The following is a 24,621-nucleotide window of genomic DNA, read 5'->3' on the forward strand; positions in this document are numbered from 1 at the left end:
TCAATTAATGACCAACAGTTACCAATTCTTTGATAGATGGAACGAAAGTCGTCAAGTCAATTCCTTCAACAGCTTCTTTGTATTCATCGATATTTGGAATTCTTCCAATAATCGCAGACAATACAACAACCGGAGTCGAAGCTAATAATGATTCCCCTTTCTTACGTTCAGAATCTTCAACTACTCTTCCTTGGAAAAGACGGGTAGAAGTTGCCAAAACAGTATCTCCTTTTTCAGCTTTCTCCTGGTTACCCATACAAAGGTTACAACCAGGACGCTCAAGATACATCATATTTTCATACTGAGTACGAGCTTCGCCTTTTGGAGCAGCGTCATTGAATTCAAAACCTGAATATTTTTCTAATAATTCCCAGTCACCTTCAGCTTTTAACTCATCAATGATGTTATAAGTAGGAGCTGCAACAACCAATGGTGCGTTAAATTCTACTTTACCATTTTTCTGTTCAAGATTTCTCAACATCTGAGAAACTATTTTAAGGTCGCCTTTGTGAACCATACAAGAACCTACGAAACCAAGGTCAACTTTTTTCTCACCACCATAGAAAGTAAGGTCTCTGATGGTATCGTGCGTGTATCTTTTAGAAACATCGTCGTTATTTACATCCGGGTCAGCAATCATTGGCTCAACGATGATGTCTAGGTCAACAACTACTTCTGCGTAATATTTTGCATTAGCATCCGGAGTCAAAGCAGGTTTGTCACCAGTTCTGATTTCCTCGATTCTCTTGTTTGCCTTGTTAATTAGACCTTGAAGAACGTGATTATGGTTATCCATTCCTTTGTTAATCATAATCTGGATTCTGCTTTTCGCAATTTCCAATGATTCAATCAAAGTATCGTCTTCAGAAATACAGATAGAAGCTTTAGCTTTCATTTCTGCAGTCCAGTCAGTAAATGTAAACGCTTGGTCAGCAGGAAGAGTTCCAATGTGAACCTCAATAATTCTACCTTGGAAAACGTTTTCTCCGTCAAATTGCTTCAACATCTGAGCCTGAGTTGCGTGAACTACATCACGGAAATCCATGTGCTCTTTCATATCACCTTTAAAAGTCACTTTTACAGATTCAGGAATCGGCATTGATGCTTCACCTGTCGCTAAAGCAAGAGCTACGGTTCCAGAGTCAGCTCCGAAAGCAACACCTTTAGACATTCTTGTGTGAGAATCACCTCCGATGATGATTGCCCATTCGTCAACCGTAATATCGTTAAGAACTTTGTGAATAACGTCTGTCATTGCGTGGTATTCACCTTTCGGGTCACGGGCTGTGATAACTCCGAAATCGTTCATAAATTTCATTAATTTAGGAATATTAGCCTGAGCTTTTTTATCCCAAACTGAAGCAGTGTGACATCCTGACTGATAAGCTCCGTCTACGATTGGAGAAATCACGGTTGCAGCCATAGATTCCAATTCCTGAGAAGTCATCAAACCTGTCGTATCCTGAGAACCAACAATGTTTACTTCAACACGAACGTCTGAACCTGCGTGTAATAATTTACCTTCAGTAACACCCACTGCATTTCTGTTGAAGATTTTTTCAACAGCCGTCAAACCTTGTCCTTCAATAGAAATCTCTTTAGAAGGTGCGAAAACTGTAGGAGCTGTAATTCCTAAAGTTTTTGCAGCAAAAGTTTGAATTTTTTTACCAAAAACAATAGCGTAAGAACCACCCGCTTTGATGAATTCTAATTTTTGAGGAGTAAATGATTTTGAAATGTCTTTCAATTCAACATCTCCGTTGTATAATTTCTTTTCTTTGGTATTGATAGTCAAAACAGTTCCTGTAGCAACAGAATATTTTTCTTCTAAAACAATATCACCATTTTCGTTACGAACAGGATTTCCGTTTTCGTCAACTTTTTTCACCCAGTTTTGTAGGTCGATTCCGATACCTCCTGTTACATCAACAGTCGTTAAGAAGATTGGAGAAATACCGTTTGTTCCTGCTACAATTGGAGCGATGTTTACGAATGGTACGTAAGGACTTGCTTGTTTCCCAGTCCAAAGTGCAACGTTATTTACACCAGACATACGAGAAGAACCAACTCCCATTGTTCCTTTTTCTGCGATAAGCATTACACTTGCATCAGGATGTTGAGCTTGAAGCATTTTGATTTGGTCTTGGGCTTCAGGTGTAATCATACATTTCCCGTGAAGTTCTCTGTCTGAACGAGAGTGTGCCTGATTTCCAGGGGACAATAAATCTGTAGAAATATCACCTTCACCAGCGATGAAAGTCACTACTTTAATTTCTTCTGCAACTTCAGGAAGTTTAGTGAAAAATTCTGCTTTTGCATAGCTTTCCAAAATATCTTTAGCGATTACATTACCAGATTCGAAAGCCGCTTTCAAACGTGCAGTATCTGCATCGTATAAGTAAACCTGAGTTTTAAGAACTTCAGCAGCTGGCTTTGCTATTGCTTCATCGTTTCCTAAAGCTAAATCAAGAAGAACTTCAATAGAAGGTCCTCCTTTCATATGAGATAATAATTCGAAAGCGTAAGCTGGAGTAATTTCTTCAACCACAGATTCGCCAAGAATGATTTCCTTTAAAAACTTAGCTTTTACCCCTGCAGCACTTGTTGTACCCGGTAAAGTGTTATAAATAAAAAATTTAAGAGAATCAGCTCTGTATTCGTTGGCTGTATCTTTGATTTGCTCAATAATTGCGCTTGTTAAATCTGCGCTGTCAATTGGTTTTGGGTGAAGCCCTTGTGCTTTTCTTTCTTCAATCTCTTGGATGTAATCCTGATAAATATTCATAATTCTAGAAGTCTTTTCATTTTTAAACGCGCCTTTGGGATTTAATAAAATTCCTAATACGCATCACTTTCAAATTGTTTTACGATTGATTCGTAAATCTTTCTAAGTTTGTTATCGGAAATTGAAGCTGTTTATTGAAAATCTTTTCTGAAATAAAAATTTAACAGATAAGAAATGATGTTATTTTTTTAGATTTATCAAAAAAATCTTCAAAATTTAGTTTTCCGTTGTTAAACACTTGAAAATGTTTCCAAATTTACGAAATTTTACTATTTTGTATGGTTGAATTTATTTAGATTCTTTATAAATATGAATTTTATATTTTCTATTTTTGGTACAAAATAAACATAAGATGATTTTAAGAAAATTGAAGTTTGGTTTTTTAATAATGTGTTCCTTTTTTGCTTTTTCTCAATCTAAAACTCTTAAAAAGAATAATTTAAATAAATCTAAAAATACAGTAAAGTCAAATAGTGTAAAAAATGATGTGTCGAAACTTCCTGTAGTGAATGAAGAATTGCCATTGCTGATTCCGCAAAAAAAGAATGGAAAATCGGGCTTCGTCAATCAAAAAGGAAAATTTGTAATTCAACCGGAGTATGATCTGGTGATGTTTTTTGGTGAAGATTGCAACCTTTTAAACTCGCCCAACGAGAAAATCAGAAAGTTTGGAGGCGGAGATTTTGCCACTGTAGAAAAAGATAAAATTACATTCAGAATTAATAAATCTGGCAAAAAAGTTTATCAATATAAAGATGCTGATTTAGGAAAATGTAATTTGGAGTTGAAAAAAGCGCTATTTCATGCCTATATTTTAAACAAAAAATACGGTATCATTGAAGATTCGAAGTTTAAAAATCCTTCAGACCGCAGTCAATTTACTATTTATCCAGATTATCAATATCTCTACATTTTAGAAGGTAATGATTTGGCAAATCCGATGATTGTTGCAACCTATAATGATAAATTTGGTGTGATTGATATCAATAATAAGATTATCATTCCGTTTGAATATTCAGATATAAAAAGGAACTACAGCTGGAAATTGGGCAAAATGTTTGAAGTCACCAAAGATGATAAAAACTATTATTATATAGATTCTTACAACCGATCTTATTAAATTTTAACTAGTTGATGGTTTTTAGTTGATAGTTTGAAATTCAATATCTTAAAACGAGTAATGAGTTTTTTAATATTTATAAAAATCTATTGCTAAAACTAGTAATACATTCTAAATATTTCAAATCAAATATTTTTAGTAATTTTGCCGCTGAAATAAAGGGGTGCTCCAGTCGGGGCTGAGATTATACCCAATGAACCTGGAACGGGTAATGCTGTTTAGGGAAATTAAAATGAGCAATGAGTAATAAGCAATAGGTAATGCCTGAAATTATTACTTATTACCAATCACTCATTACTCATATCATAATCCGCCCCTTTTATTCCATTAAATTTTTAAAATTTATAAGAATGAAAGGATTGTTTTTTTTAGGACTTACCGCAAGTTCTCTGAGTTTTGCACAAACTCTAAATAATGATTCTCTGAAAATCAGAGAAATTGAAGCTGTCAACTTTACCAAAAGACTTCCTGTTGCCAAAGAAATCATTAATGTTCAGAAAGATCTAGACGGTAGAAACCTCGGGCAGGATCTACCTATTCTCTTAAAAAATCAAACGTCAATTATCTCAACTTCCGATGCCGGAAATGGAGTGGGCTATACCGGTTTTAGAATTCGTGGAGTTGCCGGAAGAGGAATTAATGTGATGATGAATGGCGTTCCGTTCAACGATTCTGAAAGTCAGGGGACTTTCTTCGTGAATGTTCCGGATCTTACGAGCTCGGCTTCACAAATCGTGATTCAAAGAGGTGTGGGAACATCTAATAACGGAGTTTCTGCTTTTGGAGCAAGTATTAATGTTATTTCTAAAGAGCCTGAAGAAAAGTTTTATTTTAAAACAGATGACAGCTACGGATCATTCAATACCTATAAATATTCAGCTGAGATAGGTTCCGGTAAATTCTGGAAAGACCGCCTTTCCGTGATGGGACGATATTCTTATATTCATTCTGATGGTTATATTGATAGGGCTTTTTCAGATTTAAATTCTTACAATTTCACAGCCTTATTTGAAGAAGGAAAAACAAAACTTCGTTTCATGGCTTTTGGAGGTAAAGAAAAAACATATCAAGCCTGGAACGGAATTGATAGACAAACCTGGGAAACAAATCCTAGACTAAATTATTCCGGTCAATATACAGATCTTTTTACGGGCGAAGAGAAATTTTATGATAACGAAACGGATAATTACAGACAAAATCATTATCAGTTTTTATGGGAACAAAACATCAACGAGCGTTGGAATCTTGAAACAACTTTACATTATACAAAAGGAAGAGGGTTTTATGAAAACTATGTAAGAGTAAACGAAGAAGATGAGGATGCAACACATTATTCCAATTACAATCTTCCGGTGTTTGAATTAAACGGTTCTCCGGTAAATCAAACTGATTTTATCAGAAAAAAATGGTTGAATAATGATTTTTACGGCTTAGTTTCTACTTTATATGGGAAATTTGAAAATTTAGATTTGAATTTCGGATTAGTAGGAAATCAATATTACGGAAGACATTATGGAAATGTTACCGGAGTATATTTTCCAAATATTGATGAATATGAATATTACCGTAACCGTTCGGTGAAAACTGAAGTTGCAGCTTTTGCCAAAGCATTAATCAAAGTAAATGATTTTGAATTCTTTGGAGATCTTCAGTTGAGAAATATCGATTACGATACCAAAATCTTAATGGAAGGTGATGGAGAAGGTGCTAATCTTGATAAAAACTGGTTATTTTTTAATCCAAAAGCGGGAGTTAATTATAAACTAGGCAACGGAAAAGTTTTCTTCTCTTATGCTCATGCACAACGTGAGCCGAATAGGGATGATCTAATATCAAACAATGATGTGAAATCAGAAAAACTTCATGATTTTGAAGCCGGAATTGAAAAGCAGTTTGGAAAAGTCGCTTTTACAGCCAATCTTTATTATATGTATTACCTGAATCAGTTGGTTTTAAACGGTCAGATCAGTAATATCGGTGAGTTTATCAGAACCAATTCCGGGAAAAGTTACAGAAGAGGTGTAGAAATTGGAGCTTTGGCAAAACTTTCAAAACAATGGGAAATTTCTGGAAACGTAAGTGTTAGCCAAAACAGAAATCTTGATTTCAGAATTAAAAATAAAAAAGAAATTACTGAACTAGGGAACACTGAAATTTCTTTTTCTCCTAATTTAATAGCTAATCTTAGTCTGAAATTTAATCCGACTAAAAATTTCCAATTGGCTTTGATGAATCAGTATGTTGGGAAGCAATATCTTGATAATACAGAAACTCAGAGTTTGGAACTTGATGATTATTTACTTACAGATTTTAATGCGCAATATGACTTTAAAATTGCAAAACATGAAGTTGCTTTAAAGCTTTTGGTGAATAATATTTTTAATCAGAAATATGTAAACAACGGGTATGTTTACAATGGTCCGGTTTATTTTTCTCAGGCAGGAACCAATTTTATGTTCGGAATCAGCTGGAAAATTCAATAATTAAAATTCGACACCATTTCATATCATTATATTTCAAGTTAGTTCAGATTAAATTTTTTAAAGACTGTTTCGGCAGTCTTTTTTAGTTTTAATTTTTTGTAATTATTGCTACTTATACATTAGAAATAAATCTTCCAAAAAGTCACGAAAAAGTCATAAATTTGCCACCAAATGAATATTTCAGCTTACATTTTAGACTATTTGAAACAATTTGGAACCGTTACTGTTCCGAAATTTGGTGTATTTTCTCTGGAAAATTCTAAAGCGGTCATCAACTCAGACAACGGAAGTATTCTTCCTCCTTCTTCAAAAATTGCATTTCATTCTGATTATCAGGTTTCATCAGATGATTTGGTAGATTTTATCAGTAATAAAAAATCAATTTCAAAAGAAGCGACTGAAAATGAATTGCAGATTCAGACTGATTTTTGGAAGAAAAAACTTCAGGCAGAACATACTTTAGAGATTCAGAATCTCGGAACTATTTTTCTTGAAGACGGAGAACTTCATTTCAAAGGAAATCGTTTGGAGTCTGACCATCCTGATTTTTATGGTTTGGAAGAAATTCGTTTCTCCGATATCAATGAAGGTGACTCTTTCGAAAGCCCGATAAACCCTGAGAAAGATTATAAATTTAATAAATCAATTCTTTGGATTTTCCTTTTTATTATTCCGGTTTTAGGAATATTATATTTAGGATATACTCAACAAGAACTTCTCTTTGGGAAAAAATCTTTTGATGATGTTTCGGTACAGACCAAAACAAAGAGAATTGAAAAGAAAATGCCGGTAAAAATAGATTCGGCAGAGATAAAAAGAGCAGATTCTGTAAAAGCTTTTAAAGCGGATTCTCTTAAAAAAGATTCAATAAAGCAGGCTGCAAGAACTTGGAAACCCAATTCCAATAAAAAGTAAATCAAAATGGCAAAAATAAAAAAAGCGTCAGAATCTCTGACGGTAATGACTAATATCGTACTTCCCAATGATACCAATCAACTGAGAAACCTTTTTGGAGGTGAATTGTTGGCAAGAATGGATCGTTGTGCTTCGATCTCAGCAACAAGACATTGCGAAAGAAGAGTGGTAACAGCTTCTGTGAACCATGTTTCTTTCGATCATCCAATTCCGGAAGGAGGAATTGTTGTGATGGAATCTAAAGTTTCTCGTGCATTCGGAACTTCGATGGAAATTTATGTGGATGTTTGGTTGGATGACCCGATTAATCAGAGAAAAATTCAAACCAATAAAGGAATTTACACTTTCGTTGCGGTTGATGAGTTTAACCGCCCAATCCCAATTCCTCAGATGGAGCCGGAAACCGAGCTTGAAAAAGAAAGATTCGCAGCTGCTTTAAGAAGAAAAGAGCTATCGTTGATCCTTTCGGGAAGAATGAAACCAACAGATTCTGTAGAATTGAAAAAGCTATTTTCAGGAGAAATTGAACAATAATTTACAACGGAAGAATTTTTCTTCCGTTTATTTTTAAATGTAAGTTACAAAAATGAGAATCTTATTATTAGATAAAAATCACCCTCTTATTACCGAACAGCTTTTAGCGAAGAACTTTATTTTGGAAGAAGATTTTACGTCTTCGTATGATGAGGTTTGTGGTAAAATTCAAAACTATGATGGAGTAATTATCAGAAGCAGAATTCCTTTAGACAAAAACTTTTTAGAAAAAGCAACCCATCTGAAATTCATTGCAAGAGTAGGAGCCGGAATGGAAAATATTGATATTCCTGTTGCTGAAAAACTGGGGATTCAATTAATAAATTCTCCTGAAGGGAACAGAGATTCCGTTGCTGAACATGTTGTAGGAATGTTGCTGATTTTAATGAACCGTCTTTTCATTGCCTCAAATGAAGTGAGAAAAGGAATTTGGTTGCGTGAAGAAAACCGTGGTGATGAATTATTGGGAAAAACAGTTGGTCTTATCGGTTACGGAAATATGGGGAAAGCTACAGCAAAAAGACTTTCAGGTTTTGGATGCAAGGTGATTTTTCATGATATTCTTCCTGATCTTTCAGATGAGTTTGCAACGCAGGTTTCTTTGGGAGAATTAAAAGAAAAAGCTGAGGTTTTAAGTTTGCATATTCCAATGACGGAAGAGACTTATTATTTAATTGACTCAACGTTTATTAATGAAATGAAAAACGACTTTTATTTCGTGAATACCGCAAGAGGAAAGAATGTTGAAACGAAATATTTAGTTGAAGCCTTAAGGTCCGGAAAAGTGAAAGGCGCGTGTCTTGATGTTTTAGAATACGAAAAAGCTTCTTTTGAAAATTTAGAATTGGAAAATGAAGATCTGCAATATCTGTTAGACTCAGAAAAAGCAATCGTAACGCCTCATATCGCAGGCTGGACGCATCAAAGCAAAGAGAAACTGGCACAAGTAATTGTAGATAAAATTATTGCATCGTTTTGCTAGTTTAAAAATAAGCGAATTAAATTACTCATTTAAGGTGTGAAATTTTATGTTAAATAATTCATAATTGATAACCGCCTTTTCATATTTGAACTGAGTTTTATTAAATTGCCGTTCATTTTTTGAACCCATGAAGAAGCTTAACCTTGTACTTGTTACCACCATATTTTTATTTCTATTTTCCTGTAAAAACAAATCTGAAAATAATTCTGCAACAGCAGCACCTACGACCAATCTTCCCAATTATGGAAATGTAGATTTAACAAAGGTTTTTGCTTCGGGAGACTTCAATCTTGTTGATAAAGATTATGCGGTAAATTATATCGACCAATATTATAAAAAGGTTTGGGAAAGAGGTAATTTAAGTGGAAGTTTCCTGGTCGCACAGGGAGATCAGATTTTATATGAAAACTATAGAGGTTTCGCTCGGGAAGGAAATCAAAATCCGATAAATCAAAATACGGCATTGCATGTTGCTTCAGTTTCAAAAACATTGACAGCAATGGCAATGATGAAGTTGATTGAAGCGGGTAAAATAAAGTTTACAGACCATTTAACGCAGTTTTTTCCAGGATTTCCTTATCCGAATGTAACGGTTCAGACCTTATTAGACCAAAGAAGCGGACTGCCAAAATACGAATATTTCATTACTAAAATTCAACCTGCTCCTGCAGAGCTTTCAAAAAATTATATCACCAATCAGGATGTTTTGAATATGATTATCAAATACAAACCTGAATTGGCGAGAGATACCGATACCGGTTTTATGTATTGCAATACCAATTTTGCGCTTTTGGCTTTGTTGATAGAGAAAGTGACGAAAACTCCTTTTCCGCAGGCGATGAAAGAGATGGTTTTCACTCCGCTGAAAATGACGAATACCTATATTTTTCAGGAAAAAGATATTCCTACGGCATCGCAGTCATTTTATTTTGGCGGAAATAAACTGTATCCATTAGATAGATTAGACCTTATTTATGGTGATAAAAATGTTTATACCACACCAAGAGATCTTTTTAACTTTTCGAAAGCAATGTTTTCTAAAGATTTTTTAAAACCGGAATTGATGCAAATGGTTTTTGCGCCTTACAGCAATGAAAAAGCAGGTCAAAATAATTATGGCTTAGGTTTTAGAATGAAAATTTTTGATAACGGAGAAAAGCTAACCTACCACAACGGTTGGTGGCACGGGACAAATTCTGTTTTTGCGCATCTTTTAAAATCAAAAGTTACCATTATTGCCATTGGAAATAAATATTCGGGAAGAGTATACTCGGCTTTGGCTTTATCGGGGCTGTTTGAAGATTTTCCGCCTCAGAAAGATAAGCTTCACAGCATTATGAATGATAATCAGGACACTTTGAAAACAACAACTGAGGTTTTTGGAGAATAATGTTTATTTTTGCTCAAATAATTTCATGAAAAGATTTCTTCTTTTATTCATCATCGGAATTCTTGTACAGTCTTGTGCAAGAGTCGGCTCACCAATAGGAGGTCTTAAGGATACTTTGGCTCCTGAAGCTATAGGTTCAAATATAGATTCCGCAAGAGTCAATGTAAGAAGAGATATTAAAGAACTTCGTATTGATTTTAATGAATATATTACTTTAAAGGATATTAATAAAAATCTTAATATTTCTCCGCCAATAAAGAATATCAAAAGAATTCTCCCTTCGAATATTGCCAATAAATATATGGTGATTCAATGGACAGATACTTTACAGGCAAATACTACGTATAATTTCAATTTTGGAAATGCAATCGTTGATAACAGCGAAGGTAATGTGCTACGATATTACAATTTTGCTTTTTCTACGGGTGAAAAGCTTGATGATTTGTACATCAGTGGAGTGGTTACAGATGCATTAGCTTTAAAAAAGAAAAGCAGTTCTGATAACAAAATGGTGGTTGGTCTTTATCAGTTGAAAGACAGTATGGATTACAAACAGAAACCATATTACATCACCAAAGTAGATGACGACGGATATTATGAGCTGAATTATCTTGCCAAAGGAAAATATAAGATTATTGCTTTTGATGACGACAACGAAAACTCTATTTACAATCCTGGAAAAGAAAAAATAGCATTTCAAAAAGACACAGTTGTTGTTGAAAAATCTATTTCTGGATTAAATTTAAAATTGTTTCCATCTAAAAAGCCATTTAAAAATCCTGAGTTAAAAGAAATGCCGGGAGGAATTTTAATGACTTTTGAAGGGAATCCTGAAGAGGTAAAAGTACTTTCTGTAAGCGAAAAACTGAAAGACATCAAAGTGACGCATAAGCCAAAATCAGATTCTGTAAAAATTTGGTTTGATGCAGTAAAAAGTGATGTTGGCCAAACTGTAAATGAAAAATTAGAGTTCAGTTACGATACGGGAACAAAACAAGATACTGTTGTCTCTTTTTATAAGTACAATAAAAAAAACGTGATGGATGTGGTAAGTGAAAATGGTGGATCTTTATTGCCTCCAAAAACTGATTTCAAAATCTCATCTACTTACCTTATTGATAAAATTGATCCAGAAAAATGGACTTTAAAAATTGACAGTACAACGGTACAACCATTCACGGCAAAAATATCTCCGACCAATCCTTATCAGATTTTAATAACATCAGATTTTATTTCCGGGAAAAAATATCAGTTGACGATTCCAAAAACGACAATTTCTTCTTATTATGAAAAAAATTCGGAGTCGAAACGTTTTGATTTTGAAATTGATAAAATTGAAAATTACGGACTTTTAGAAGTGATACTTCAAAATGCTCCGACTAAAAAATATTGGCTGCAGCTTTTAGACTCTTCTGAAAAAGCGATATATCAGAAATATACAAGCGGAAATTCGGTCACATTTGATGTGTTGAAACCTGCAGAATATATTATCAGGATTTTGGTAGATAATAATGAAAACGGATATTGGGATCCTGCAGATTTTGAAACTTCTACTTTTGCAGAAGACTCTTATACTTACTATAAAACTGCAGTTATCAGACCTTTATGGACGTCGAAAGAAACCTGGGATCTGAAAGATACAAGAGTGCTTGATATCAGTAAATTCGGAACGGCTACAAGTGCTGCAAAAGCTCAGTCTAACGACAATAAGTCAACAACAACCCCAACAAATAATTCTTCAATTCAGAATAATAATTCTGGAAATAGAGGAGCAAATAAAAATCTTCAATTAAGAAAATAATGCAGAAGTTTAAAAAGATAATTTTTTGGTGTTTGGTAGGTTTTGCGATCATCCAATTTATTCCTGTTGATAAAGTGAATAAACCTGTAGATCAGAGCAAAAATTTTGTTAAGGTTGAAAATACCCCATCAAAAGTCGCTGTATTATTGAAAAATGCTTGCTACGATTGCCATTCCGATGAAACGGTTTATCCTAAATACGCTTATATCGCTCCGTTCTCTTGGTCGGTGAAAAGCCATGTTAATGAAGGAAGAGAACATCTCAATTTTTCTGTTTGGGGAAGTTACAATAAAGATTTAAAGCAAAATATGCTTAAAAACTCAATACAGACCATTGAAAACAAAGTAATGCCAATGCCTGCTTATATTGTTTATCACCCAGAAGCCAACCTTTCTAAAGAAGATAGGCTGCTTTTAAATAATTATTTTAAAGGAATTTTAGATTCTAAAAAAATAGTAGAAAATAATTTTAATTAATATCTTTTAAATACTGTTCAAAGAATTTCTTCTGAGAATCAAAAGCAATGTCATCAAGATTGATTTCCGAAAGAGGAATCCATTGGGTTTCTGAAATCTCAGACAATTCTATATTCACGTCAAACTTCTCAGAAACACGATATTCATAAAATAAATCAATCGTATTGTAATCAATTTCTTTGTATTGATAAACATTCGGAAGACTCGTTAAATACCTTAGATTCTTAATGTCAATTTCAAGCTGGAGTTCCTCAAAAAGTTCTCTTTTACAAGTGTTTTCTGCGCTTTCTTTCGGATCTACAAATCCTCCGGCTAAATCCAGTTTCCCTTTCTTTGGCTCCTGATTTCTTCGGGTTAAATAGATTTCATCTCCACAGCGAATTACTACAGCAACGGCTCCGGCAACATTATTATATAAAGTGAAGCTGCACACAGGGCAGCTCCATTTTTTTTCTCCGTCCCAATTGAGGGTTTCGTTTCCGCAATTCGGACAAAATTTTAATATTTTCATTAAGCAATATTAGAGTTTCTCGGGTGATAATTTAGTATCACATCTCGAAGTTCTTCTGTTTTTAAATGGGTATAAATTCCTGTTGTTGTAATGCTTGAGTGCCCCAACATTTCCTGAATATAACGCAAATCGGCTCCGTTTTGTAACAAATGTGTAGCAAACGAATGTCTGAATGTATGCGGCGATATTTTCTTGCTTACTCCCGCTTTATCGGTTAATTCTTTAATAATAATAAATACAATCACACGAGACATCGAAGTTCCTCTACTGTTAAGGAAAAGGGTGTCTTCATGCTTTTTGTTGACTTTACTTTTAGAACGCACTTCGGTGATGTATTCTTTCAAAAGTTTTGCAGTGTATTGAGCTAAAGGTACAAAGCGTGTTTTGTTACCCTTGCCGATAACTTTAATGTAGTTTTCTTTAAAATTGATATTAGAAATTTTAACATCAATCAATTCGGAAACTCTGAGTCCGCATCCGTAAAGCACTTCAATAATGCAGTGGTTTCTTTTGCCTAAATCTGAACCTCTTTCAATCGCTTCGATTATTTTTTCAATATCTGCAAGGCTTAATGTATCGGGTAAATACAAGCCTAATTTAGGACCTTCCAACAATGTTGACGGATTATCATGGCGAATTTCATCTTCCAGTAAATATCTGAAAAAAGCTTTAATGGAAGAAATCCATCTCGCTTGTGATCGTTCGCTGAATTTCTGTTTAGATAGTTTGAAAATATATTCCTGAAGATTATCATACGTAATCTTTTCAGGCCCTGTATTTTCGAGGTCGCCTACTGCGTAATCTTTAAGTTTTTTAATGTCGCGGATATAAGCGTCGAGTGTGTTTTCTGAAAAATTTCTTTCAAAACGTAGAAAGATTTCGAAATCTTTAATTTTTTCATCCCAAGTCATCGTGTTGTGTTTTTTTTAATTAAATTTCTAACTCATTTTCGGAAACCTGTATTATTTCAATTTGGTGTTCTTTTAAAAAAGCAATTCCCTCATCATCTGAGTAAGCATTAATGTAGACCAGTTTTGAAATCCCTGCCTGTAAAATTAGTTTGCTACACTCTTTACAGGGCGATAAAGTAAGATACAAAGTTGCACCTAGGGCAGATTGTGTAGAGCCTGCCAATTTCAAAATTGCATTTGCTTCTGCGTGTAAAACATACCAATGGGTTTTCCCGGTTTCGTCTTCACAGCAGTTCTCAGATCCTGACGGAGTACCATTGTACCCATCTGAAATAATCATCCTATCTTTTACGATAAGAGCTCCTACTTGTTTCCTTTCGCAGTAGGAAAGTTTTGCCCATTCCTGAGCCATTTTTAGATAAGCTTTATCAAACTTATTATACTTCTGCATCGGTTGTTTTCGAAATAATTTGTGTTGGTATATTAGAAGTTAGGCTTTCTTTTTTCAATAAAAGCTGAAACTCCTTCTTGTTTGTCTTCTAAATCAAAAAGCTCGCCGAAGTATTTAATTTCGGTTTCAAAACCTTTATCAGTATCAGACAAATTGGTTGCTTTAATAGCGCGTGAAATTGCCATTGGAGAATTGTTAGCAATTGTTTTTGCCAATTCTTCTGTTTTAGAAAGAAGCTCACCGATAGGGAAAACTTCATTTACCAAACCAATTTCTTTTGCTTTTTGTGCAGGAATCATTTTTGCTGAAAAAATCATTTCATTCGCAATCCCTTTTCCTACTAATTTTGGAAGTCTTTGGGTTCCTCCATACCCCGGAATAAGACCTAAAGTTACTTCAGGAAGCCCAAGTTTAGCATTTTCAGAGGCATATCTGATGTGACATGCCATTGCTAATTCTAAACCTCCGCCCAAAGCGAAGCCATTTACTGCAGCAATTACCGGCTTAGACAGGTTTTCTATCTTGTCAAAAAGAATATTTTGTCCGTTTCTTGCTAATTCTTCTGCTTTTTCCTGACTAAAGTTACTAAATTCTTTTATATCTGCACCAGCAACGAACGATTTTTCTCCGCTTCCGGTTAAAATAATTACTCTTACCTCATTGTCAGATTGTAATTGATCTAATGCAGCACTGATTTCTTTTATAGTTTGTGCATTCAATGCATTTAAACTTTCAGGTCTGTTGATTGTAATTACAGCCGTTTTTTCTTCTTTCTTTAGCAGTATATTTTCGTAAGTCATTATTCTCTTAATCTTTAAGAACCTGCAAATTAAAAATTTTTTACAAATAAAAAGGGAAAAAATTAACTTTTTTCCCTTTTAAGTGTTTATTATTTAATAGTTTACTTTAAATGATTCATCATGTTGGCGTCTATATTGACGCTTAAACCTGATGCCACTTTCATGCCAAGCTCAATATTTGCCCTGAAAAAGTGACATAATTGGCGGTTGATAATCTCGTCTTTTTTAGGTCCGTCAATCCCTCTCATACTGCCTATGATGTTGTTTACCAGATGTTCTCTGTCTTCCTGTTTCATCGCTTTGGTGTATAAAAGCCCAGGTTGGGTGTAGTGATCGTCGTCATTTTCATTTCTGTTAAAATTAGCAACATGATTGCTGTCTAGCTCATATTCGAAATTTTTGTAAGAAGAATCTGGTTGAATGTCATCAAAACTATTTGGATGATAGTTTGGCTTATCCTGATATTCACTTGAGTCTGCCATAAAACCGTCTCTTTGATAATTGTTGACAGCAAAAGGACATCTGTTAACTTCAAGCTGGTGAGAATTTACACCCACTCTGTATCTGTGTGCATCTGGATAAGAAAATAATCTTCCCTGAAGCATTTTGTCTGGAGAAAAGCTAATTCCGCTAATCAAATTACTTGGTGAGAAAGTAGATTGCTCTACATGAGCAAAATAATTTACAGGAATTTCATTCAACTCCATTTCACCAACTTCAATCAAAGGAAAATCTCCCTGAAACCAAACTTTAGTAATGTCAAAAGGATTCCATCTGAATTCTTTTGCCTGCTCTTCGGTCATTACCTGTATGTACATTGTCCATTTCGGGAAATCGCCGTTTTCAATCGCATTGCAAAGGTCTTCCTGTGCAAAGTCTGGATTTTCTCCTGCCATTTTTGTAGCCTCATCATCGGTAAAGTTTTTGATTCCCTGTTTTGTTTTAAAATGGAACTTTACCCAAACTCTTTCATTCTTATCATTAATCATTGAAAATGTATGAGAGCCAAAACCGTGCATGTGTCTAAAACCATAAGGCGTACCTCTATCTGACATTAGAATAAGAACCTGGTGTAGCGATTCTGGGTTTAAACTCCAAAAATCCCACATCATGGTAGCACTTTTCAGGTTGGTTTTTGGAACTCTTTTTTGAGTATGTATAAAATCCGGGAATTTTTTAGCATCTTTAATAAAGAAAACAGGGGTGTTATTTCCTACTAAATCCCAATTTCCGTCTTCTGTATAAAATTTTAAGGCAAATCCTCTTGGGTCTCTTGCTGTATCTGCACTTCCTTTTTCACCACCAACGGTAGAGAAACGGGCAAACATTTTACACGAATTTCCTACCTGAGAAAATAATTTGGCTTTTGTATATTTTGAGATGTCATGAGTAACTGTAAACTTTCCGTAAGCTCCACTTCCTTTCGCATGAACAATTCTTTCAGGAATTCTTTCTCTCACAAAATGAGCAAGGTTTTCCTGTAAGATAAAATCTTGTAACAATACCGGACCACGCGCTCCGACTGTTTGAGAATCCTGGTGTTCATAATAAGGTGCTCCGCTGCTTGTTGTTAATTTTTTATTATCCATATAGTTATGATTTGAGATTCATTCTATTTTTCAGAATCAAATTTAGTTGAATTTTTAATGGCTTCTGCCAAAAACGTTATATCTTTGTCATAGATAATATTAATCAAATGAACATTCAGCAATTGGAATATCTTATCGCTGTAGATAAGTATAAACATTTTGGTAAAGCGGCTCAAGCATGTTTTATTACTCAGCCAACATTAAGTGCAATGATACAGAAGTTTGAAGATGAGCTGGATGTAAAGGTTTTTGACAGAACAACTCATCCAATCAGAACCACTGACGTAGGACTGCAAATAATAGACCAAGCTAAAGTAATCATCGAGGCTGTAAATGAGCTTAAAAACAAAGCAAATTTACTGAATAATATTCTGGGAGGAACCATTAACCTGGGAATTATTCCAACAGTTTCTTCGTTTATTCTGCCGACAGAAATTTTCAATTTCTTACAGGATAATCCTAAAATTCAGATGAATGTAAAGGAAATGACCACCGACAATATCATCAAAGCCCTTAAAGCAGGTGAATTGGATGCCGGAATTATTTCTACGCCTTATGATAACGCCAACGAATTTTATCAGGACTTCTTATTTAATGAAGAATTGATGATTTACAGCTCAGATACTGAGGCAAATAAAAAAAATACATTTATTGTTCCTGAAGAACTGAATGTAGAAAAAGTTTGGCTTTTAGAGGAAGGTAATTGTCTGAGAAACCAGTTTGAAAACATCTGTCATTTAAAGGAAAATACTCTGAAACCTAAAAACTTGGATTTCTTGGCGTCTAATATCCAGACTTTGGTACACATGGTTGATAATGTGGGTGGAATCAGTATTTTACCAGAATTAGCCTTAAATCAACTTTCGGAGGAACAAAAGAATAAGGTTTATAGGTTTAAAAAACCTTTCCCATACAGAGAAATCAAGATTATTTATTATAAACCTACTTTCAAGCAAAAAATCATTGATGAGTTGAGTTCTTTTATAAAATCTTCTTTAGAAACGAAGCTTAATTTCAATAATGCACCAAAAGATTTTGTAAGCATTAAGCCTCAATAACAGAATTGAGAGGCATTTAAAGCATGTTTCAATAAAAATATAATAATAGACAAAAGTTTTTGAGTATTAAAAAATAGTACTTAACTTTGCAGACGTTTATTAACGAGGAAAAATTTGACCTGATTGCAACCTCTCTAAAAAAATGCTAAAACAGTAATTCTCTTTTAGCTTTTCTGGGCAATTATTCATTTTTTCTTCACTTTTTTTAATCTAAAAAATACAAAGAATAATATGTCTTATTTATTTACATCTGAATCTGTTTCAGAAGGACATCCGGATAAAATTGCCGATCAGATTTCCGACGCATTGATCGATAACTTTTTAGCATACGACAAAACTTCTAAAGTAGCTTGTGAAACTTTGGTTACTACAGGACAGGTTGTTTTGGCAGGAGAGGTAAAATCTGATGCTTATTTAGATGTTCAGACTATTGCGAGAGAAGTAATCAACGGAATTGGTTATACAAAAGGTGAATATATGTTCAACGGTGATTCTTGTGGAGTAATTTCTGCAATTCACGAACAGTCACCGGATATCAACCAAGGTGTTGACAGAGCAGTTGCTGACGAAACTTTCGAAACAAAAGCAAACTCTCAAGGAGCGGGAGATCAGGGAATGATGTTTGGGTATGCAACCAACGAAACGGCAAACTATATGCCTTTAGCTTTAGATTTGGCACATACTATTCTTAAAGAACTTTCTGCAATCAGAAGAGAAGATTCTGAAATCAAATATCTTCGTCCGGATGCAAAATCTCAGGTAACAATTGAGTATTCTGACGATCACAAACCGATAAGAATTGATTCTATTGTAGTTTCTACTCAGCACGATGATTTCGGGGCTGAAGAAGAAATGTTAAACAAAATCAGAGAAGACATTAAAACAATTTTGATTCCTAGAGTTGTTGCTCAGCAGACTGAAGAGATCAAAGCTTTATTTAATGATCAGATCAAATATCACATCAATCCTACAGGAAAATTTGTAATCGGTGGTCCTCATGGAGATACAGGTCTTACAGGAAGAAAAATTATCGTTGATACTTACGGTGGAAAAGGAGCTCACGGTGGTGGTGCTTTCTCTGGAAAAGATCCTTCAAAAGTAGACAGAAGTGCTGCTTATGCTACAAGACACATTGCTAAAAACTTAGTTGCTGCAGGTGTTGCTGATGAAGTTTTGGTACAGGTTTCTTACGCGATTGGTGTTGCTGAACCTTGCGGATTGTACATCAATACTTACGGAACTTCAAAAGTAGGTTTAAATGACGGTGAAATCGCTAAAAAAGTATCTACAGTTTTCGATTTGAGACCTTATGCTATCGAACAAAACTTAAAATTAAGAAATCCTATTTATCAGGAAACTGCTTCTTACGGACACATGGGAAGAGAGCATTTCGTTGCAGATAAAACCTTTAATAAAGGGCACAAAAATGAGTTGACTCTTACAGGTTTAGAGTTCTTCACATGGGAGAAATTAGACAAAGTGGAAGAAATTAAATCTGCTTTCGGAATTTAATTCTTCTTTTCGGTATAGAAACTGCTTTAACATTAAAATGCTAAAGCAGTTTTTTTTATTTTTACACTTAAATATTTCACAATGAATATGCGATTTGCAATCTCTATACTTTTTCTGTTTTTCGTAAGCACTTTTGTAAAAGCGCAATACACGGTGCATAAAATGATTAATGTAGGATATGTTTACCAAAACCAAAGCTTCGGTGAAGTAGGAGGGAAGCTGATGTTTCTTAAAAATGACGATGTTATTTATCGTTTGGGAGCTTCTGCTTTAATGGGATCTGCGAATTCTGATTTTGCGATCATGCCTAAAATACAGGCAGATATTTTACTGAATTTTGAAAAAAATGTAGATTTCTATCATTCATATTATTTTCTTGCCGGAGTTGAAGGAACCAATAAATATGTGGCTCCCAAGATTGGGGTTACTCTTTTTGGAATTTTAGATTTAACAGGTGGTTATGCTTTTCCTATTGGGAATTCTGGTTTAAATGGTAAAGAATTAAAAGGAGTAAATGTAAATTTCACACTAAATATTCCAACTGCCTTCTTACATGATATGTTAAAGTAAGTTTTTTTAAATAATTCTTTAGAAAATTTAATAATTGGTTAACAGTTATTAAAAATTTTATTTATATTTACAGCATAATTGAATGCTTATAGATAAGACTTTACTCTAATACTGTTTTGACAAACTAAAAACGAACTTGACCCTAGTCAGGAAAACGTTTGTCGACGGATAATATGAGAAGAGTTATGAAATCAACGGACAGCCTATTAATTTCTCTATACCAAAAAGGAGACGAAGAAGCATTATCAACTTTAATACATCGCCATCAAAGAGAATTGTTTACGTTTATTTTGTATAAAATAAATGATCAGGATTTAGCAAATGATATTTTCCAGGATACTTTTATTAAAATTATTGTAATGCTGAAAGAAGGTCGTTACAATGAGGAGGGGAAGTTTATTCTCTGGGCAAAAAGGATTGCGCAGAATCTTATTATTGACCATTTTCGTGCAAAAGCAAAAAATATAAAAGTTTCAGAAACTACTTTTGAAAATGATGAGTTCTCTATTTTCGATTTAATTAGAGAGCCTTCAGAAAATATTGAAGATCAATTAGTAAGCCTTCAGATTCAGGAAGATTTGCTGAAAATGTTGCAGTTTTTACCAGAAAATCAGCAGGAGGTGATAAAACTCAGGTTTTTCGACGGATTGAGTTTTAAAGAGATCGCAGACCATACAGATATGAGTATTAATACGACTTTAGGGCGTGTTCGTTATGCATTAATCAACCTCAGAAAAATAATGGAAGAAAATAATATTGTCTTAACGAGATAATAATTTAATATTTTTCACGTTTTAAAGAAAAAGTAATTTTTGCCTATGAAAAATAACGATTCTTTAAAAATGAAAAGTTTGAAACCTAAAAAACAAACTATTGATTTTTTGCTCAATTTCTCAAAAAATCTTGAAGTAGTAAAGATTAAAAACAATCATTACCATCTTTCAAAAAATTAAAAATCATTAATTTTGTGCTGTATGAAAATTCAGCACATTTTTTTTGACCTAGACAATACGCTTTGGGATCACCGCAGAAATGCCTATTTAACCATCAAAGATCTTTTCGATAAAGAAGAAATTACTTTAAAATATAACATTGATTTTGAAGAATTTCATTCTGTATATCATGAGATCAACGAAAGACTTTGGGAGCAGATCAGAGATGGCGAAATTGATAAAGAATATCTTAGAAAACATCGTTTTTACGATACTTTTAATCGTTTTGGAATTGATGATTTAGAATTGTCGATGTTTTTTGAAGAACATTTTTTGGATAAAATTCTTAATTATAACCATTTGGTTGAAAGCGCACAATATATTTTAGATTATTTAAAAGCTAAAAACTATACACTTCATATTATTTCAAACGGCTTTCAGGAAGTGACAGAAAGAAAATGTATCCTTTCAGGAATTGATCATTATTTTCAAACCATTACAAGTGCAGATTCTGTTGGAGTAAGAAAGCCCAATCCAGCAATTTTTGAGTATTCTTTAGGTATTGCTAAAGCTGTTAAAGAAGAAAGTATTTTGATAGGCGACGATTGGATTGCGGATGTAATCGGTGCTCAACAATTCGGAATGGATGTTATTTTCTTTGATGTTTTAAATGAAAATAAAGAAGTTGAAAACTTAAAAGTAATAAAGCATCTTTTACAGATAAAGGATTATCTTTAAATAGAATGTAAATTTTAAATATTTATACTGAAATAACGGTTTTGTTTTTTGAATTTTCAAAAAAAAGTTTATTTTTGAGAAAAAACAATAATTATGTTCTTCTTATTCGGAACCGGAAAATCTACTTTAAAAAACCAGTATCGGCTTACCAACTGCGAATGCCCAGTTTGTCATCAAAAAAATACAATGATAGCGGGGACTATAGCCAGATATGCGCATTTTTTCTTTATCCCTGTACTTCCAACTTCAAGAAAAAATATTGCGATCTGCTCCAATTGTAACTCAAATTTTGTCTTAGAAGATAAACAATTCACTCCGGAAATGGAGCAAAGTTTTGATTCTCAACAAAAAGTAAACCCAAATCCAAGACCTGTTTGGCACGGATGCGGATGCTTTATCATCTTATTGGCTATCATTTTTTTTATTGGTAGTGCTATTGTTGGATGGTTTACATCAAAAGATGAACCCGAAAAACCTGTAGATAAGCGTAAAGCAATGCTTAAAAAAGATTTAAGAAAAGTTACAAGCAAGCCTACTTTTGAGACCGACAGTACTTCATTCTATATAAAAGAGTGTTTTGATATTATGCTTGAAGGAAAGGTTAACAGCAAAGAAGTTGATTATTATTCGAAATCAAATGGGGATAAAATTCTTATTCTTATAGATATTGATGATTTGAAAAAAGTGGAGTCCTCTTCACGCTATCATCTTATAGAATATGTTACAGAGTGTCTGAATATGCATGACGGTTATGAAGGTAAACAGCTTTATATTGGCGTTGACGGAATGTGGAATATGGTTTTGGTTTCTACTCCAAACGGTTCTGATACTTCAGGGAAATTTGCTGATGAAGAATTACTGTATCCTTTCTATGACCAATCACAAAATACGATTGAAGCTGTAGAAATAAAAGCAGAGAAAAAAACAAGTAAATAATTATTCGTCAATAATAATATAAAAGCCTTTCATTACGAAAGGCTTTTTAGTTCTACTTATCTCAAAAAATTTAAATTCCCAAACTTTCTCTTACTCTTTTAATAGTTTCCGTGGCAATTACTCTTGTTTTTGCTGCTCCTTCCTGAAGTTTGGCTTCCAATTCATCAAGATTGTTCATGTAGTAAGAAAATAATTCTCTTTCTTTTTCAAATCTTGTTAAAATTAATTGTAAAAGTTCCATTTTAGCATGACCATAACCGAAGTTTCCGGCTAAATATTTTGCTCTTAATTCTTCGGTTTGTTCAGGTGTTGCAATCAATTCATAGATAGCGAAAGTCTTGTCTGTAGAAGGATCTTTTGGTTCTTCTAAAGATTTAGAGTCGCTTTCAATACTCATTACCTGTTTTTTTAATTGTTTTTCAGGTAAGAAAATATTGATGATATTTCCTCTTGATTTAGACATTTTATGACCATCAATGCCGGGAACATATTTGGTATCTTCCTGCAACTCGGCTTGAGGTAAAACCAAAACTTCACCCATCTGATTATTAAATCTTGAGGCTACATCACGGGCAATTTCCAAATGTTGAAGCTGATCTTTTCCTACAGGAACTATTTCGGCATCATATAATAAAATATCTGCGGCCATCAAAATAGGATAAGTAAACAAACCTGCATTCACATCCTGCAAACGGTCTGCTTTATCTTTAAAAGAATGCGCTAAAGTCAATCTCTGATAAGGAAAAAAACATGATAAATGCCAAGAAAGTTCACAGGTTTCAGGGATGTCGCTCTGTCTGTAAAAAAATGTTTTTTCGGTATCAAGTCCGCAAGCAAGCCAAGCTGCGGCGATTTCGTAAGTGTTGTTTTTTAGTTCTTTTGCATCTTTAATCTGCGTCAACGAATGAAGGTTAGCAATGAATAAAAATGATTCGTTTCCTGCTTGCTTAGAAAGCTCTACTGCAGGAATAATTGCACCCAAAAGGTTTCCAAGGTGCGGTGTTCCGGTGGCTTGTATGCCGGTAAGAATTCTTGACATTTGTTTAAAATTATTTTTAAAAAATTATTGAATTGCAAATTTAGGTATTATCCCACAGATTACATGGATTTACACAGATGATTGTGAATTTATATCAATAGGAGCGGACTTTAGTCCGTTTTAATAATTAGATGCAGATTGGCTTTAGCCAAAAATTAAAATTTTCTCTCGCAGGTTTTGCTGATTGAGCAGATTTATATTTTGTGAAAAGATCATTTTAAACGAAAAATATTTAAACAAAAAATCTGTGTAAATCTGTGAAATCAGCGGAAAGAATAAACTTAAGGAATCAAAACCTTCTCCCCACCAAACTTAGGTTCTACACCAAACATAAAATCCCAGAAAACTTTAGCTCTTGCCAGTTTTTCTCTCGCATTGGTTTTTAAACCCGCATATTTATTTACGTCTTCAGCATTGTAGCCCCAAGCTTCAATATTGTTTTTTCTGGCAAGATAAACTCCTCTTTCGTTGTGGAATTTTTGGGAAATAATAATGTAAGAATTTTGTCCGAAAATCTCTTTTGCACGAAGCACAGAGTCTAAAGTTCTGAAACCCGCAAAATCTTCAAAAATCTTCTCAGCAGGAACTCCGGCTTTAATGAGTTCATTTTTCATTTCTTCCGGCTCGTTATAATCTTTCTTAGAATTATCGCCACTCACAATGATATTCTGAATTTTTCCGGATTTATATAAGTCTGTTGCAGCTTTTATTCTGTTGAAAAAGTAATCGTTGGGTGCGCCGTTGGAAAGTATTTTACTTGTTCCAAGGAGAAGTCCGGTTTTTTTATGAGGAACTTTTTCGAGATATTTGGTGATAAAATCATTACTGTATTTTCCAATAGACCAATTCGCATAGGTAATAAAAATAATTCCTGCCACAAAAAGTAGCAGGAAAATTTTGATTATATTTTTTATAATTCTTTTCATACATCATAAACCTTGAAGGTTTCATAAAAGTATGAAATCCCTATGAGTTGGCAACATAAAAATCGATAAAGATTTTGGGATTAAATATGTCCTTTAAAAGACAATAAAGATCTACATATTAAGAGCCTGTTTAAATTTTATTGAGTAATAATTTTATGGCAG

At 33.7% G+C, this 24,621-nt stretch carries 22 protein-coding genes and 1 riboswitch; of the genes, 14 read left to right on the forward strand and 8 right to left on the reverse strand.

Annotated features, from left to right (window positions below; all coding sequences use genetic code 11):
• Window positions 1-4: 4 nt before the first annotated feature.
• Complete coding sequence (locus OEW74_RS15925; protein WP_265429411.1) at window positions 5-2,785, reverse strand: bifunctional aconitate hydratase 2/2-methylisocitrate dehydratase; 2,781 nt, start codon at window positions 2,783-2,785, stop codon at window positions 5-7.
• Between the two features lie 487 nt (window positions 2,786-3,272).
• Between OEW74_RS15925 and OEW74_RS15930 the strand changes: the two genes are divergently transcribed.
• The 8 genes from OEW74_RS15930 to OEW74_RS15965 all read left to right on the forward strand — a co-directional run bounded on the left by OEW74_RS15930 (window position 3,273) and on the right by OEW74_RS15965 (window position 12,486).
• Window positions 3,273-3,905, forward strand: a complete 633-nt coding sequence (locus tag OEW74_RS15930) for a WG repeat-containing protein (RefSeq protein WP_265429412.1) — start codon at window positions 3,273-3,275, stop codon at window positions 3,903-3,905.
• Between the two features lie 151 nt (window positions 3,906-4,056).
• Window positions 4,057-4,147: riboswitch (TPP riboswitch) on the forward strand.
• A 108-nt stretch (window positions 4,148-4,255) separates the two neighbouring features.
• The gene (locus OEW74_RS15935; protein WP_265429413.1) at window positions 4,256-6,388 is read left to right on the forward strand and encodes a TonB-dependent receptor; all 2,133 of its coding nucleotides are present in this window, start codon (window positions 4,256-4,258) and stop codon (window positions 6,386-6,388) included.
• 171 nt (window positions 6,389-6,559) lie between these two features.
• Window positions 6,560-7,303 carry a hypothetical protein gene (locus OEW74_RS15940; RefSeq protein WP_265429414.1) on the forward strand — a complete coding sequence of 248 codons (744 nt, stop codon included), beginning with the start codon at window positions 6,560-6,562 and terminating at the stop codon, window positions 7,301-7,303.
• A 6-nt stretch (window positions 7,304-7,309) separates the two neighbouring features.
• Window positions 7,310-7,837: an acyl-CoA thioesterase gene (locus OEW74_RS15945; RefSeq protein ID WP_265429415.1), complete on the forward strand. Its 528-nt coding sequence runs from the start codon at window positions 7,310-7,312 to the stop codon at window positions 7,835-7,837.
• Between the two features lie 52 nt (window positions 7,838-7,889).
• Window positions 7,890-8,819: a 2-hydroxyacid dehydrogenase gene (locus OEW74_RS15950; RefSeq protein ID WP_265429416.1), complete on the forward strand. Its 930-nt coding sequence runs from the start codon at window positions 7,890-7,892 to the stop codon at window positions 8,817-8,819.
• 127 nt (window positions 8,820-8,946) lie between these two features.
• Window positions 8,947-10,209: a serine hydrolase domain-containing protein gene (locus tag OEW74_RS15955; RefSeq protein ID WP_265429417.1), complete on the forward strand. Its 1,263-nt coding sequence runs from the start codon at window positions 8,947-8,949 to the stop codon at window positions 10,207-10,209.
• 25 nt (window positions 10,210-10,234) lie between these two features.
• Complete coding sequence (locus tag OEW74_RS15960; protein ID WP_265429418.1) at window positions 10,235-12,010, forward strand: Ig-like domain-containing protein; 1,776 nt, start codon at window positions 10,235-10,237, stop codon at window positions 12,008-12,010.
• The gene (locus OEW74_RS15965) at window positions 12,010-12,486 is read left to right on the forward strand and encodes a heme-binding domain-containing protein (RefSeq protein WP_265429419.1); all 477 of its coding nucleotides are present in this window, start codon (window positions 12,010-12,012) and stop codon (window positions 12,484-12,486) included. The genes OEW74_RS15960 and OEW74_RS15965 overlap by 1 nt, the downstream gene beginning before the upstream one ends.
• On the opposite strand, the gene OEW74_RS15970 is transcribed toward OEW74_RS15965, so the two are convergent.
• From OEW74_RS15970 to OEW74_RS15990, 5 genes are all read right to left on the reverse strand, one after another.
• Window positions 12,479-12,997: an NUDIX hydrolase gene (locus OEW74_RS15970; protein WP_265429420.1), complete on the reverse strand. Its 519-nt coding sequence runs from the start codon at window positions 12,995-12,997 to the stop codon at window positions 12,479-12,481. The two genes, OEW74_RS15965 and OEW74_RS15970, sit on opposite strands and share 8 nt — an antisense overlap.
• On the reverse strand, window positions 12,997-13,908 hold the full coding sequence (gene xerD / locus OEW74_RS15975) for a site-specific tyrosine recombinase XerD (RefSeq protein WP_210148300.1): 912 nt from the start codon (window positions 13,906-13,908) through the stop codon (window positions 12,997-12,999). The genes OEW74_RS15970 and xerD overlap by 1 nt, the downstream gene beginning before the upstream one ends.
• 19 nt (window positions 13,909-13,927) lie before the next feature.
• Window positions 13,928-14,359 (reverse strand): deoxycytidylate deaminase, encoded by a 432-nt coding sequence (locus tag OEW74_RS15980; RefSeq protein ID WP_265429421.1) that lies wholly within the window; start codon window positions 14,357-14,359, stop codon window positions 13,928-13,930.
• A 32-nt stretch (window positions 14,360-14,391) separates the two neighbouring features.
• Window positions 14,392-15,159: an enoyl-CoA hydratase-related protein gene (locus OEW74_RS15985; RefSeq protein ID WP_265429422.1), complete on the reverse strand. Its 768-nt coding sequence runs from the start codon at window positions 15,157-15,159 to the stop codon at window positions 14,392-14,394.
• A gap of 101 nt (window positions 15,160-15,260) precedes the next feature.
• Entirely contained in the window at window positions 15,261-16,748 is a 1,488-nt protein-coding gene (locus tag OEW74_RS15990) for a catalase (protein ID WP_265429423.1), read from the reverse strand.
• Window positions 16,749-16,855: 107 nt separating this feature from the next.
• On the opposite strand from OEW74_RS15990, the gene OEW74_RS15995 reads away from it, so the two are divergent.
• The 6 genes from OEW74_RS15995 to OEW74_RS16020 all read left to right on the forward strand — a co-directional run bounded on the left by OEW74_RS15995 (window position 16,856) and on the right by OEW74_RS16020 (window position 22,494).
• Window positions 16,856-17,806, forward strand: coding sequence for a LysR substrate-binding domain-containing protein (locus tag OEW74_RS15995; RefSeq protein WP_265429424.1), 951 nt, complete (start codon window positions 16,856-16,858; stop codon window positions 17,804-17,806).
• Window positions 17,807-18,037: 231 nt separating this feature from the next.
• Entirely contained in the window at window positions 18,038-19,318 is a 1,281-nt protein-coding gene (metK, locus tag OEW74_RS16000) for a methionine adenosyltransferase (RefSeq protein WP_265429425.1), read from the forward strand.
• 81 nt (window positions 19,319-19,399) lie between these two features.
• Complete coding sequence (locus OEW74_RS16005; protein ID WP_265429426.1) at window positions 19,400-19,888, forward strand: hypothetical protein; 489 nt, start codon at window positions 19,400-19,402, stop codon at window positions 19,886-19,888.
• Between the two features lie 185 nt (window positions 19,889-20,073).
• Window positions 20,074-20,661: an RNA polymerase sigma factor gene (locus tag OEW74_RS16010; protein WP_219241189.1), complete on the forward strand. Its 588-nt coding sequence runs from the start codon at window positions 20,074-20,076 to the stop codon at window positions 20,659-20,661.
• 201 nt (window positions 20,662-20,862) lie between these two features.
• The gene (locus tag OEW74_RS16015) at window positions 20,863-21,558 is read left to right on the forward strand and encodes a YjjG family noncanonical pyrimidine nucleotidase (RefSeq protein WP_265429427.1); all 696 of its coding nucleotides are present in this window, start codon (window positions 20,863-20,865) and stop codon (window positions 21,556-21,558) included.
• Window positions 21,559-21,651: 93 nt separating this feature from the next.
• Window positions 21,652-22,494 (forward strand): zinc-ribbon domain-containing protein, encoded by an 843-nt coding sequence (locus tag OEW74_RS16020; RefSeq protein ID WP_265429428.1) that lies wholly within the window; start codon window positions 21,652-21,654, stop codon window positions 22,492-22,494.
• Window positions 22,495-22,564: 70 nt separating this feature from the next.
• Here OEW74_RS16020 and trpS read toward each other — a convergent pair whose 3' ends face one another.
• Window positions 22,565-23,533, reverse strand: coding sequence for a tryptophan--tRNA ligase (trpS, locus tag OEW74_RS16025; RefSeq protein WP_265429429.1), 969 nt, complete (start codon window positions 23,531-23,533; stop codon window positions 22,565-22,567).
• A 281-nt stretch (window positions 23,534-23,814) separates the two neighbouring features.
• A complete protein-coding gene (locus OEW74_RS16030; RefSeq protein ID WP_265429430.1) occupies window positions 23,815-24,459 on the reverse strand; it encodes a SanA/YdcF family protein in 645 nt (214 codons plus the stop codon).
• Between the last annotated feature and the right edge of the window lie 162 nt (window positions 24,460-24,621).

It is taken from the genome of Chryseobacterium sp. YIM B08800, assembly GCF_026163565.1.
GTDB lineage: Bacteria > Bacteroidota > Bacteroidia > Flavobacteriales > Weeksellaceae > Chryseobacterium.

Excerpts from the sequence above, each read along its gene's own strand:
- OEW74_RS16005 (WP_265429426.1), top strand. The coding sequence starts at position 19,400 with ATGAATATGCGATTTGCAATCTCTATACTTTTTCTGTTTTTCGTAAGC.
- OEW74_RS15925 (WP_265429411.1), bottom strand. The coding sequence starts at position 2,785 with ATGAATATTTATCAGGATTACATCCAAGAGATTGAAGAAAGAAAAGCA.
- OEW74_RS15935 (WP_265429413.1), top strand. The coding sequence starts at position 4,256 with ATGAAAGGATTGTTTTTTTTAGGACTTACCGCAAGTTCTCTGAGTTTT.
- OEW74_RS15995 (WP_265429424.1), top strand. The coding sequence starts at position 16,856 with ATGAACATTCAGCAATTGGAATATCTTATCGCTGTAGATAAGTATAAA.
- OEW74_RS15945 (WP_265429415.1), top strand. The coding sequence starts at position 7,310 with ATGGCAAAAATAAAAAAAGCGTCAGAATCTCTGACGGTAATGACTAAT.
- OEW74_RS15970 (WP_265429420.1), bottom strand. The coding sequence starts at position 12,997 with ATGAAAATATTAAAATTTTGTCCGAATTGCGGAAACGAAACCCTCAAT.
- xerD (WP_210148300.1), bottom strand. The coding sequence starts at position 13,908 with ATGACTTGGGATGAAAAAATTAAAGATTTCGAAATCTTTCTACGTTTT.
- OEW74_RS15980 (WP_265429421.1), bottom strand. The coding sequence starts at position 14,359 with ATGCAGAAGTATAATAAGTTTGATAAAGCTTATCTAAAAATGGCTCAG.
- OEW74_RS16030 (WP_265429430.1), bottom strand. The coding sequence starts at position 24,459 with ATGAAAAGAATTATAAAAAATATAATCAAAATTTTCCTGCTACTTTTT.
- OEW74_RS15960 (WP_265429418.1), top strand. The coding sequence starts at position 10,235 with ATGAAAAGATTTCTTCTTTTATTCATCATCGGAATTCTTGTACAGTCT.
- OEW74_RS15955 (WP_265429417.1), top strand. The coding sequence starts at position 8,947 with ATGAAGAAGCTTAACCTTGTACTTGTTACCACCATATTTTTATTTCTA.
- OEW74_RS15965 (WP_265429419.1), top strand. The coding sequence starts at position 12,010 with ATGCAGAAGTTTAAAAAGATAATTTTTTGGTGTTTGGTAGGTTTTGCG.
- OEW74_RS15950 (WP_265429416.1), top strand. The coding sequence starts at position 7,890 with ATGAGAATCTTATTATTAGATAAAAATCACCCTCTTATTACCGAACAG.
- metK (WP_265429425.1), top strand. The coding sequence starts at position 18,038 with ATGTCTTATTTATTTACATCTGAATCTGTTTCAGAAGGACATCCGGAT.
- OEW74_RS15990 (WP_265429423.1), bottom strand. The coding sequence starts at position 16,748 with ATGGATAATAAAAAATTAACAACAAGCAGCGGAGCACCTTATTATGAA.
- OEW74_RS15985 (WP_265429422.1), bottom strand. The coding sequence starts at position 15,159 with ATGACTTACGAAAATATACTGCTAAAGAAAGAAGAAAAAACGGCTGTA.
- OEW74_RS16015 (WP_265429427.1), top strand. The coding sequence starts at position 20,863 with ATGAAAATTCAGCACATTTTTTTTGACCTAGACAATACGCTTTGGGAT.
- OEW74_RS15940 (WP_265429414.1), top strand. The coding sequence starts at position 6,560 with ATGAATATTTCAGCTTACATTTTAGACTATTTGAAACAATTTGGAACC.
- OEW74_RS16010 (WP_219241189.1), top strand. The coding sequence starts at position 20,074 with ATGAAATCAACGGACAGCCTATTAATTTCTCTATACCAAAAAGGAGAC.
- trpS (WP_265429429.1), bottom strand. The coding sequence starts at position 23,533 with ATGTCAAGAATTCTTACCGGCATACAAGCCACCGGAACACCGCACCTT.
- OEW74_RS16020 (WP_265429428.1), top strand. The coding sequence starts at position 21,652 with ATGTTCTTCTTATTCGGAACCGGAAAATCTACTTTAAAAAACCAGTAT.